This is a genomic window from Pseudomonas sp. PAGU 2196 (assembly GCF_022179005.1).
Lineage (GTDB): Bacteria > Pseudomonadota > Gammaproteobacteria > Pseudomonadales > Pseudomonadaceae > Aquipseudomonas > Aquipseudomonas kermanshahensis.
This window is the reverse complement of record NZ_BNTL01000005.1, coordinates 95,643-105,602: the sequence shown is the minus strand read 5'-3', so window position 1 is coordinate 105,602 and position 9,960 is coordinate 95,643. Positions and strand designations below refer to the sequence as shown.

General features: G+C 60.5%; 15 protein-coding genes and 1 pseudogene. 2 read left to right on the top strand and 14 right to left on the bottom strand.

Annotated elements, in window-relative coordinates; genetic code table 11:
• The first annotated feature begins 306 nt into the window (after positions 1-306).
• Entirely contained in the window at positions 307-537 is a 231-nt protein-coding gene (locus MFF34_RS05890; RefSeq protein WP_238211097.1) for a hypothetical protein, read from the top strand.
• Between the two features lie 119 nt (positions 538-656).
• On the opposite strand, the pseudogene MFF34_RS05885 reads toward MFF34_RS05890, so the two are convergent.
• The 12 genes and pseudogenes from MFF34_RS05885 to MFF34_RS05830 all read right to left on the bottom strand — a co-directional run.
• Positions 657-740: pseudogene (locus MFF34_RS05885) on the bottom strand (phage tail protein); the annotation flags it as partial.
• Positions 740-1,036: a DUF1799 domain-containing protein gene (locus MFF34_RS05880; protein WP_238211095.1), complete on the bottom strand. Its 297-nt coding sequence runs from the start codon at positions 1,034-1,036 to the stop codon at positions 740-742. The pseudogene MFF34_RS05885 and the gene MFF34_RS05880, both read right to left, overlap by 1 nt.
• Before the next feature lie 17 nt (positions 1,037-1,053).
• A complete protein-coding gene (locus tag MFF34_RS05875; protein ID WP_238211094.1) occupies positions 1,054-1,437 on the bottom strand; it encodes a phage tail assembly chaperone in 384 nt (127 codons plus the stop codon).
• Between the two features lie 9 nt (positions 1,438-1,446).
• Positions 1,447-2,106, bottom strand: coding sequence for a phage tail protein (locus MFF34_RS05870; protein WP_238211092.1), 660 nt, complete (start codon positions 2,104-2,106; stop codon positions 1,447-1,449).
• Positions 2,107-2,174: 68 nt separating this feature from the next.
• Positions 2,175-2,699, bottom strand: coding sequence for a hypothetical protein (locus tag MFF34_RS05865; RefSeq protein ID WP_238211090.1), 525 nt, complete (start codon positions 2,697-2,699; stop codon positions 2,175-2,177).
• A 104-nt stretch (positions 2,700-2,803) separates the two neighbouring features.
• A complete protein-coding gene (locus tag MFF34_RS05860) occupies positions 2,804-3,217 on the bottom strand; it encodes a phage tail terminator-like protein (protein ID WP_238211089.1) in 414 nt (137 codons plus the stop codon).
• Positions 3,214-3,888, bottom strand: coding sequence for a hypothetical protein (locus MFF34_RS05855; RefSeq protein WP_238211084.1), 675 nt, complete (start codon positions 3,886-3,888; stop codon positions 3,214-3,216). Before MFF34_RS05855 ends, MFF34_RS05860 begins: the two co-directional genes overlap by 4 nt.
• 1 nt (position 3,889) lies before the next feature.
• The gene (locus MFF34_RS05850) at positions 3,890-4,282 is read right to left on the bottom strand and encodes a hypothetical protein (RefSeq protein WP_238211082.1); all 393 of its coding nucleotides are present in this window, start codon (positions 4,280-4,282) and stop codon (positions 3,890-3,892) included.
• 2 nt (positions 4,283-4,284) lie between these two features.
• Positions 4,285-4,677, bottom strand: a complete 393-nt coding sequence (locus MFF34_RS05845; RefSeq protein ID WP_238211081.1) for a protein singed — start codon at positions 4,675-4,677, stop codon at positions 4,285-4,287.
• A 39-nt stretch (positions 4,678-4,716) separates the two neighbouring features.
• Positions 4,717-5,313, bottom strand: coding sequence for a hypothetical protein (locus MFF34_RS05840; protein WP_238211079.1), 597 nt, complete (start codon positions 5,311-5,313; stop codon positions 4,717-4,719).
• A 48-nt stretch (positions 5,314-5,361) separates the two neighbouring features.
• Positions 5,362-6,306: a major capsid protein gene (locus MFF34_RS05835; protein WP_238211072.1), complete on the bottom strand. Its 945-nt coding sequence runs from the start codon at positions 6,304-6,306 to the stop codon at positions 5,362-5,364.
• Between the two features lie 10 nt (positions 6,307-6,316).
• Positions 6,317-7,036 carry a hypothetical protein gene (locus MFF34_RS05830; protein ID WP_238211070.1) on the bottom strand — a complete coding sequence of 240 codons (720 nt, stop codon included), beginning with the start codon at positions 7,034-7,036 and terminating at the stop codon, positions 6,317-6,319.
• A gap of 126 nt (positions 7,037-7,162) precedes the next feature.
• Here MFF34_RS05830 and MFF34_RS05825 point away from each other — a divergent pair, with 126 nt between their 5' ends.
• Complete coding sequence (locus tag MFF34_RS05825) at positions 7,163-7,465, top strand: hypothetical protein (RefSeq protein WP_238211068.1); 303 nt, start codon at positions 7,163-7,165, stop codon at positions 7,463-7,465.
• A gap of 37 nt (positions 7,466-7,502) precedes the next feature.
• Here MFF34_RS05825 and MFF34_RS05820 read toward each other — a convergent pair whose 3' ends face one another.
• Positions 7,503-8,546, bottom strand: a complete 1,044-nt coding sequence (locus MFF34_RS05820) for a phage head morphogenesis protein (protein ID WP_238211066.1) — start codon at positions 8,544-8,546, stop codon at positions 7,503-7,505.
• Positions 8,536-9,960, bottom strand: a complete 1,425-nt coding sequence (locus MFF34_RS05815; RefSeq protein WP_238211064.1) for a DUF4055 domain-containing protein — start codon at positions 9,958-9,960, stop codon at positions 8,536-8,538. Before MFF34_RS05815 ends, MFF34_RS05820 begins: the two co-directional genes overlap by 11 nt.

Below are 9,960 nucleotides of genomic sequence, written 5' to 3'. Positions count from 1 at the left end.
CAGTGAGGCGACACGATGACACCAGAACAAGACAGAGCACTGAAAGTTGCAATCGATCGGGTGTACCCCGAGCTTGCAGATGCCCCATGTACGCGAAGCCTTTCCGGAAACGACCCCTGGTCGGGCACCCTAACGTTCCACTTGGCAACCCACACCCAAATTGCCGTGGTTCGTTTTACCATGAGCGGAAGAAACGGCGGTCCTCAGCTGATGATTGAGCGCGACTGGAACGATTGACCTAAACGAGCCGCCCGGTCCGTTGCCGGAGAGCCCATGGACTGGGGTATCATGACCTAGGAGGTCTATTTGAAAACGCTAGATCAGCGAGTTGTTGAGCTGGAGCAAGCCCTGAACTCCGTAGGAAGCGCTCTACAGAACACGCTCATGGCGGTTGTAACTTCGCTCAATAATCAACCAGATTTTGACCGAATTGCCCTGCAAAATGAGCTTGAAGAGATCAAGGGTGTTCACATCGAGAACGGCAACCAGCGCCTTTACACCGATGCGATTTCGATGGTTCAAGATCGCCTGAAGTGACAGGCTGTGCGGCAGACGGTGATCTGCCGCCACCCATATCTATTCCGCTCATCACAACCTTCCCGCTCGGCAAGAGCGATTTCATGAGTTTCATATTTTTCTCCTAGGTCCATGCCGCTTCATTTTGCGTCCCGATGACGCAGTACAAGGCGCGTCCGGTCGAGCCAGGGCCCACCAAACACGATGATTTCTATGGTCCGCCCTACTCCGCCGCCTCAGCCATCACAGTCAGCGCTTCGTTCTCCATGACGCGTAGGTCGTTGAAGGCCTCGGAGAGCTCGCGGTGCTTTAAGCCAATCATCTTGGCCGTGCAGGGAATGGCGGCGTAGTCGAGTCCAGACGGCCCGCCCGGCCCCAGGCGCCACTGCGTGCCAAGGGCTTCGAACAGGCAGAAGGCCGGCCATGCATCCGGCCACACCTCCACATCCTCGGTTTCAACGTCGTCCAGGGTGAGTCCCAGAAACGCCAGTTGCTCGGCGGAGGGGCGTTGCTCATACAATGCCCGCGCCGCCGCCTTCAGTTTCCCAGACGGGCCGGGTTGTAGGCTTGATGATAGGCGTCCAGAACCGCTTGCGGAGCACCGACGCAGGTAGTCACCAGGTCGAGGATGGCCTCGTCAGTGAACTTGTCGTCGAAGCCCCAGCCAACGGTGACAGCCTTGATCTGCTCGGCCTGCAGTTGGATTTGTCCGGCGGTGAACTGCTCTAGGCTCACGTTTTCAGTCTTGGCCTTCTCGGCGTTTGCTTCAGACGCTTGATTCCAGCTGTCATAGAGCTTGGCCAGCGCAGTGCGGTCGAGGTAGCGGAAGGTGAACTCCACCGGTACCGGCTCCCCCCCAACGCGCGGAATCTTCACCTCCGCGGTGAACGTGGGGTTCTGCGCAATCTTGATCTTCGCCATGGGGACTCCTTACGCGCCGGCCAGGTAACGAAGCGAACGAGCCGACAGGCCGACGCTGATTGTCCGAGTCATCACGCTATTCCGCTCCATGGTCGGGTCGGGGGTGATGCTGACATAGCCTGGGTAAAGGATCTGGTCGCCGTTGCGGAGCTTCATGCGGATCACGGCCAGTTCCTTGGAGGCGTCGTAGGCTTCCACAGCCTCGACGTACGCGGCGGTGGGCTGGTCCTCGACCACAATCGACAAGCTGGTTGGGTTCCGGTTGGTTGGGAACTGTTTGTCGTCGTCATCCTCCAGGTAACCAACGGTCGCATACTGCTGCTCGCCACCCGAGGAAGTGAACGAGGTGACCTTGGAGATCTGCACCCAGTCAGATACCGGAAGCACTGAGCCGACGCCGGCACCAGCGGTGAAGCGCTCCACATTGCTGGTATCCAGGCCTCCTAGAGAGAAAGCGTCGGCGGCAATATTGGATGCCCTCACGGCTCGATCATTGATCAGTGCCCAGCCAGAGTTGACCAGCAGGATATCGCCGCTTTTGATTGTGTGGCCGGCAGCAGTAGCAACTGGTGGCTTGGCGTTGGTCAGCTTGGTGAAAAGAACGGCAGCGCCGATGACACGTGCGATCTCCAGAACTGCGCCGTTCGGCAGCGGGAAGCGTGCGGCCATGGTGTGTTTCCTCTTGGTTAGAAACGACGAAGCCCGCACTGGGCGGGCTTTCGTTCGTCAGGGTGGTGTCAGTGAAGTGGAAGTGATGGCTGCAACTGCGACGCCAAGTCGCTCAGCTTTGCTTCAAGTGGAGGCTTCTGTCGCTGCCATTGGCGCAGGCCTTTTCCGCAAAGGCTGGCGACCGCCTGCTTACCGCTGTACTCGAGTAGCGTCTTTTGGAATTCGGCACCGAGCGATTGCCCGTGGCGCGCATGCTCATCCAGCACATCGAGCACTTTGCGCCGGAAGGATTTGGCCCGATCTGTACGGGCGAACATGCCAAGCAAGTGAGCACCACGAAGACTGAATACCCGCACATCTTGCTCGCCGCCCCGGGTTTGCATCTTGATCATGCCGGTCATGGTAGGCGTGAACTCGTCAGCATGACGCCGGTAGAGCGTATTGAGCTGACGAATGCCACGCTCAAAGGGTGCATCACTTTGATCACCCCCTTTCCCGTAGAGTGCGGTGGCAATCTCCGCAAGCGTTAAGCAAGGCTGCCCGCCATGATCAATTACGCTCAGCTCGATGTCTCCGATAATCAATTTGTCCATGGTGTATCCCCTGCAATAGCCCTGGAAATAGATCGGCCACAGCAACGCCCCAGGGAAGGCGCTTTCGGGTGCCCCCTAGCTGTAGCCTGAAAGGTGCTCTGGTGTTACAGGTCCGCGACACCGCGGTAGGTGAAGCTGGCCGGTACCGTATAGGTGGCCGACTCGGTGATGGTTGGGCCCTGGTCAACAGGTTCGGTGACCAAACCCTCGAAGCCGTTGCAGCTAAGCAGTGAGTCGACCCGGAACAGTCCGCTGAGCTCTTCGACTAGTGTCTCGGCATTCGTCAGCGCCTGGCCGGCCGGGCAAACAATGCTCACCTGGTAGACACCGGTGTATTCGTAGGCCTCACCGCCTAGGTAGCGGCAGGTGGTCGCACCAGGTAGCTGAAACGCGTGCAGGTATGTTTCACCCTGCTGAGCCACGAACTCCTGTTCGAAGTTCGCAACACGGATCGGGCGCGCAGCGGCCCAAGCCATCAGCTTGATTTCGATAGCTTGGCGGGCCTTTGCTTGGCTCATACGCGGTTTTTCCTGATGGCTTCGTCGACGATGCGCTGGAAGTTTGCGAGCGTGACCCGGACCATGCCGGCCGGAGCCTGCGACGAATGCCCGTATTCCAGCGGGATGGCATACGGCAAGTTGTTCACGATGAACGCGGTCTGGCCGATGGTCAGCGCCTGCACCTGGCCCATGAGCTCGGCAATAGCTTGACTGCCCGACGGGTCGATGCGGTCGAGCTCTTCTGCCGCCGGAGAATCGATGGAGAACTGCCAGTTGCCCCGGAACCGTCCGCCCACATAGCCTTGGCCCGCCACCAGTCCGTTCACAGCAAAGTTTTGCTCGCGCTCGGTCTTGGTGAGGGGCTTGGCGTATTTCACGCCCTTGCGCAACCTGCCGGCCTTGGTGAAGTTGTCCTGGTTTAGGTTGATCAGCGTATTGCGCACCGAGACCTTGAAGTCGTAGTGGTCGGCAGCCTTGTTGGCCTTGGCCCGGTGGGCCACGTTGGCCGCCCATAGTTCCGGGTTGCCCACCGGCGACATGAGGATGACGCTGCTGCCGATCTCAATCACAATTGTCCTGAAGGTGGAGTCCAACGCCTGCTGAGCTTGCTCCGTAAATGCTCGAATGCTGTCAGCAAAACCACCTTCAAGCCCTCCGTATCGTTGAACCATATGCGAGCCGCGCGGCATGTCACTTCCTCAATTGGATGGTCCAGGTAGCCCTAGCCGGGTCCTCAGATACGTTGAGCGCCCGGTAACCACTGACTTGATCGCCAATCTTGGGAACCGCCGGGGTTTCCCCAACCACCCCGGCCTGCTGCTCAAACAGCTCGTTCTGCAGTACCAGCAGCTTCACATCCTCAGTCTGGATGCGTGATCCGTCGATCTCCTTGGCCAGGTAACTGCCAAACACCCCGCGGCCAGAGTATTGGATGGTCTTGGCTGGGGCAGCACCTCCTAAACCTGGGTCGTAGATCCCTTTCACCGTGCGAACGCCGGCGACTGGCCTTACAGCATCAGCCAATCCGTCGGGATCATCGAATGACTCGGCCAAGTCGGACTGAATATCTTCACGCAAGCCCATGGCTATCCCCTTTTCACCGCAAAGGCAAATGGGTTACTGCGCCAGGGTGCCAGAATGGCCAGCGCAAGCTGTACGGCGGCTGGCTGGGCGAGAGAGCCTGCCTTATCGATCGAGCCAAATGTCTTGCTTGTCGATACCGAGTCAGCCTTGACCGTTTTCGATTCGAGCGAACCCTCGGTCTGCTGCTGGTACAGCTTGCCTTGAGAGGCGCATTTGGCCAGCCTGGCGCCCGCCTGCTTCACATCGTCAGGGATGTTGCCCATGTCGATGCCGGCTAGGTTGAGCGCGGTTAGGTAGGCGTTCGCCTCGAAGACCGCCTCTTCCTTCAGCCCCGCAGCTGCCCAGTCAGGCCCGAGGATGGTGTCCACGTCGGCCACGGTGATGTAGGTAGCCATCAGGCCTCCGCTTGAATGAGTGGGGCCGGAGCCCCGGGATTACTGCTGGCCGAGTTCAGCGACCTGCTTCTGCAGCGACTCTCTCGAGGCGTTGGCGCGGTAAGTGACGTTCGCAGCGTCCAACGTGGCCTTGAGCTCGGCGACCTCATTGGCCTCGCGGATTTCGTCGGTCTCGAGCTCCCGCTTGGCTGTTTGGGCCAGCAGATCGTCCACTTGCTTCTGCAGCACTCTGGCCTTCTCGACTTCACCGTCGCGCTCGCGCTGAAGGCTCGCGATACCGGCGTTGACCGCTTCCAACACCTGAAATAGGTGGCCGGCAGTTTCGCCAAGCTCGCCTTCAGGGCGCTCCAGGCGCTGCGCGGCGAAGGAGTCGACGATCACACCGATGGATGCAAGCTCGGTGACCAAGCGATCGAGCGCTGCATGATCGGGACCTTCGACAAGAGCCACACGTGTAGGTACCTCAACCACTGACACATCAGCGCCAGCGGCTTCGTAAGCATCGACCACCTTGGGCCAATCGCCGATCACCACAACCGATTCAACGCCAGGTTCGGCCTGATCAAAATGTCGTGGGTTGCGATAGGTCCGGCCTTGCTCGAAGCCGTCACGCTGGGTGGTGTAAATCAGTTCCATGGATTATCTCCAAGGCAGGCCCGCTGGACCCGCCTTTGCTGTGGCCGATTAAGGCGCGGACAGGTCGATCAGAACGCCGGCAGTAGCCTTGTCGCTGGTCGCATGCTTACGCCAGTTCGCGCCGGCGCCGAGCGCTGCGAGGTTCGGGTTTACGCCTGCGGTGTCCTTCCAGGAGTAACCCATGATGTCGACGTTGAAAGCGCCTTCCGCGCGATAGCCGATCGCCAAGTTTTCCTGGGTGTTTACCGGATACGAGCGCACACCCGGGGCTTGGGACTCAGTTACCGAAACAGCGCCCACCTGCAGGCCGAAGATGCGCTCTTCGGTGACCTTGTCGGATACGAGGACCGGTTTGCCCATGGTGCCAGGCGAACCGCCGTAGATGACCACGCCCGCCTCTTCGTAAATCTTCTGGTCGATGGCGTCGTCAACCAGGTCGAAGTAGGTTGCGGAGTCCATGGCGAAGAGCGCGATACGGTTGAAGCGATCACCGAACTTGCGCATGCCCTTAGTCAGCACCTTCTTGTGATCGACCGCGAAGGAGCCACTGGCAACCATGTTGGCGTTTGCACCAATGGCAGCACCCAAGGACGCAAAGGCAGTCTGGATGTAGTAGTCCAAGGCCGCATCGGCCATGTCCTGGCCAACCAGCATGGAGAACTCTTCCGGGCTTCGCGCGCGACGTTTGAACGCTTCTTCCGTGGTTTCGTACGGGCCGTATTTCCACGGGGTCTTGACGCCGACCGCTTCGTCAGCGCCGATCTTGATGCCAGCTACAGCTGCATCGGAGTTAACGTTGCGGTGACCCAGGCTGCCACCAATCTTGTAGAACGAACGCTTACGGAGGTCGCCCTCGATCAGTTCGTTGCGCAGGATAAGCGCGCCGCCGGACGATGCATTGAATACCTCGAGTACGTCCTGCAGACGCTCCAGGTAGGCGGTTTGGGCAAGATCGTTGTAGATGATCATGTCCGAGTTGAGGGTAGTGGCCATCTGTTACTTCCTATTTTGGCAATTTGAGGTATGCCTCCTGCCCATGCGCTTCGATGTATTCGCGCTTCTGGACAGAGGTCATTTCGGAGCGTTTCTGCGCGGCCCCGCCGCCCTTTTGGTGTCCGCCGGCCCCGCCGCCAGATGCCTTGCTGCCAGCGATCAGCGGGCCGAAGGCCGGATCGTTGGTGAATTCTGCTTTCAGCTCGTCCAGCGTTGCCGCCGAGAGCTTGCCGGCCGCGTCCAGCACGACGACGGTGGGTTTACCGTCGCGCTGCTCGACGCTCAGCCGGCGTTCGATGTGGGGAAGCAATGCCTTGGCGCTGCCAGGGACAGCCAGGGTGGTCGCGATCTCGGTAGCGGTGCGGCCCACGGTCAGATCCCGGATCTGGCCTTGCAGGGTGCTGTTGGTGCTTTCGAGCTGGCCGGTCAGTTCTGCCTCGCGGCGGGCGTACTTCTCGGACCAGGACTTCTCGAGCTCCTCGACGTTGCCGGACTTGCGAGCGGCTTCTTCAGCTTCGGCACGGGCCTTGTCTTCGGCCTCTCGGCGCGCCTTCTCGGCTGCCTTCTTCTCGCCGAGCAGTTCTTCCACCTTGGCCTTCAGGCCGGTGACGTCCTCCTGCTGCGGAAGCCCATCAATACCAAGGACGAACCTGCCATCCTTCTCGACGTACAGGGCTGCTACCGATTCTTCGACGCCTTCAAGGCTGTCCAGTTGGAATTTCAAGGTCATTGCTGTCTCCCAGAGACGTTGGGCAGGCCCTGCCTGCTATACGAGCGACCCACGCTGTGCGTGGTGTATGGTTATGCTCGGCTGCAGCCATAGATCCCTATGGCTGGCCAAACCGAGTGCATCAACATGATTGGTGATAAACAATGGCGCTCTGATAAGCGCAAAAAAGGGGCAGCACTGAAGGAGCTAGATGCCTTCATCGAGCTGCAACGCAACCACGCCAACCGACTTGAAGACACCCTGACCGGTGATTTCGGGCGGACCCACGGCGATTACAACCTCGCAAATATGCAGGCCAAGGCCTGCATAAATTTCGTCGAGGCAATGATGGATGGCCGCACCGAGCTTCCTGCAGTGCTTAAAGAGGCGATTGCCGAGAAGAAAGTGAAGCCAAAGAAAGGCAGCGCTGCTGATCCGGCTCTTGCATAACCCAGCAACAAAAGCGCGGGGCTACTAGCCTCGCGCTTTATAATCCCGCCCGCTCGAAAGCCATCGGCTCACGCTCGCGCAGCTGCTTGAGGGTTAGAGTCTTGCCGTCGTCGTCCACGAACCTGTCAATTGACAGCTCGCCCTTGCTGAACAGCTTGTAGCGCTCGGGGCCGAGCACGTCGGACTGGAACGCCGCCGGCTGCCTGGCCAGCCACTCGCCGTAGCTGGTCTTGCTGCTCACCTGCTCGACGCCATCAGGCCCGACTGAGGGCCGGGTTGAGCCTGGGATCTCCCGGGCGAACTCGTCTTTCAGCACCGGGATGAGCGTGGTCCGGCACCGCCAGTGGTACGGCGGCTTCGGCCCATCCAGCGGGATGATCGTCTGGTCGATGCTCATGCAGAACAGCGTGGTCCGGCTGTCCAGGGTTGCGATCCGGCGCATCCCCTTGAGGATGTCGTCGTTGTCCTTGAGGACTTCGACGCGCGCCGTGGTGGCGATGTGGTTGGTCATGGTATTGACCAAGGCCTGAGCCTGATCGCGCTGCTGAACGCCAAGTGACGTCAGCCGTCGACTGATCTGACCAGACGTCTCGCCCAGCGCCGACCCCATGCGAATCTCGCTGATAATCTCAGCGCTCTTCTTGGTGCCGTACTGGTCGAGCGCGCCGTTGATGCTGATGCGCTGGCGACCCTTACCGACCTCAAGGTCGAGCGGATCGGCCAGAGCTGCGGCGGCGACCTGCTCAATGCTTGGCCTGTTCAGCTGGACGACCGTCTTCACGACCTTGCCCAGCAGCGTCATGTTGAACTCAGCCTCATAGCCGCCGAATTCGGCGAGGTCCAGCACGGCCTGCTGCTTCATCTCGCCGTACACGCCCGCCAGCTCACCCTGTAGCTCTTGGATCTGCTTCTCGTACCGCTGGGTGCCGTACCGGCTCAATCCTTCTGATACGCGCGATTTGGCGGTGCCAATGGCCTTGGTGATGAACTTGGCCAGCCGCTTGAGGCTTCCCCCGGCGTAGCGCTGCACGTGCACCTGGTGGCGAGTCGCTGCGTCGGACAGGTAGCCGTCACTGCTCATCGCCGCCATCTCCGGTGTCGTTGCCGGTCACCGGCAGCTGCTGGGCGATCTCTTCGTCGATCTTCTCGTCGCTGCGGTCTGCCTCGAGCACACCGCCCTGTCGTAGGTTCGTGCGGACGTCGGACTTGGCAATTAGGCCCTGCTGCCAGAGCTGGACCTGGGCCAGGATGTCCTGGGCGGTCATTGTCTCGTCGAAGAACGATTGGTTGAGCCAGAAGACCGTGCCTTCATCGTCCGGCTCGCCCATCATGAAGCGCTCGGCGTCGAGGATGGCCCGCTTCAGGGCCTCAGACACGTTGCCGGCGATGGTGCCCAGCACGCTGTTGTCCGAGCTATAGCGGATGCGCACCGCCTCAGCCGTCTCTGCGCCGCCCGCTTTCTGCACGATGCGGGCGCCGATCATGAGCATCTGCTCTTCCTTGTCCTTCAGCAGCGTGCGGGCCAGTTGGCTCTCAGTTGCTTGGATCAGGGTGGCGGTGCCGCTCTTGCCGAGGTTGTAACCGCGGGTCGAGCCGATATGCATGCCGTTCGGGTTCAGCTTGGCGAAGTCGTCGGCGGTGATGTCCGTGGTGATGAAGAGCGTGGGCTGGCTGCTGATGAAGCCGCTCTCCTCCACCGTCGCGCTGTTGCCATAGTGCAGGATGTTTACGTCGGCCAGGTCTTCCAGCGGCGACTTGTCGACGCTTGCGTCGTTGTTCTGGGCGCCGTAAAAGCTGAACAGGATGTGATCGAACGGGCGGCCATTCTTGTCGAGGGGCGCGACCTCGGTGTAGGTGCTCTTGTCTTCGCTGTACACCCGCTGGATATAGCGCCCATCAGCCAGTAACAGCACGCGGTATTGGGTGCTCGTTGTGCGCTCCAGGCTGTCCGGACTGAACTCGGACACGCACTCCAGCAGGCAGACATAGACCAGGCGCTTCACGCCATCGACCACCTGCTCGTCCCAGTCGATGATCGACTCGGCGCCGTAGTGGTGAATCAGCGCGCTGCGGCCCTGCATGTCAGCCATCGAGGACACGCCCTCAACTGCAGGGAAGTCCACGAGGAACCCGCCGCGACCGGCGTCCAGGCATTCGCCCACGGCGTCCTTGGACAGCTGCTCCAGGCTCGTACCGTCGCCGCTGGCGTTCTCCTTGAGGTACTCGACCCCGACGGGCAACTCCAGCTCCGCAGTCTTGCGGAACACAGCGCCCAGCAGGCCGGTGCGCGTGCGCCCGGTGATGTTCAGGAACATCGCCCGCTTCTTGTACTGCTTGTACCGCGCCTGGTTCTCTGGAGACTTGTTCTCCGGGTCAGGCATCGGCAGGTAGATATCGTGCTTGCGCACCTCACGGGCGCCCGCCACGCAGCGCTTGACCAGCTGCCAGCCGGGCAAGGCCTCCGAGTACTCTGCCCGGGGGAGGAAGTTAGGCAT

Bases quoted from the DNA above. Each gene is read 5' to 3' on its own strand.
- MFF34_RS05865 (WP_238211090.1), bottom strand. From the start codon at position 2,699: ATGGACAAATTGATTATCGGAGACATCGAGCTGAGCGTAATTGATCAT.
- MFF34_RS05845 (WP_238211081.1), bottom strand. From the start codon at position 4,677: ATGGCTACCTACATCACCGTGGCCGACGTGGACACCATCCTCGGGCCT.
- MFF34_RS05850 (WP_238211082.1), bottom strand. From the start codon at position 4,282: ATGGGCTTGCGTGAAGATATTCAGTCCGACTTGGCCGAGTCATTCGAT.
- MFF34_RS05855 (WP_238211084.1), bottom strand. From the start codon at position 3,888: ATGCCGCGCGGCTCGCATATGGTTCAACGATACGGAGGGCTTGAAGGT.
- MFF34_RS05840 (WP_238211079.1), bottom strand. From the start codon at position 5,313: ATGGAACTGATTTACACCACCCAGCGTGACGGCTTCGAGCAAGGCCGG.
- MFF34_RS05830 (WP_238211070.1), bottom strand. From the start codon at position 7,036: ATGACCTTGAAATTCCAACTGGACAGCCTTGAAGGCGTCGAAGAATCG.
- MFF34_RS05825 (WP_238211068.1), top strand. From the start codon at position 7,163: ATGATTGGTGATAAACAATGGCGCTCTGATAAGCGCAAAAAAGGGGCA.
- MFF34_RS05875 (WP_238211094.1), bottom strand. From the start codon at position 1,437: ATGGCGAAGATCAAGATTGCGCAGAACCCCACGTTCACCGCGGAGGTG.
- MFF34_RS05815 (WP_238211064.1), bottom strand. From the start codon at position 9,960: ATGCCTAACTTCCTCCCCCGGGCAGAGTACTCGGAGGCCTTGCCCGGC.
- MFF34_RS05870 (WP_238211092.1), bottom strand. From the start codon at position 2,106: ATGGCCGCACGCTTCCCGCTGCCGAACGGCGCAGTTCTGGAGATCGCA.
- MFF34_RS05860 (WP_238211089.1), bottom strand. From the start codon at position 3,217: ATGAGCCAAGCAAAGGCCCGCCAAGCTATCGAAATCAAGCTGATGGCT.
- MFF34_RS05835 (WP_238211072.1), bottom strand. From the start codon at position 6,306: ATGGCCACTACCCTCAACTCGGACATGATCATCTACAACGATCTTGCC.
- MFF34_RS05820 (WP_238211066.1), bottom strand. From the start codon at position 8,546: ATGAGCAGTGACGGCTACCTGTCCGACGCAGCGACTCGCCACCAGGTG.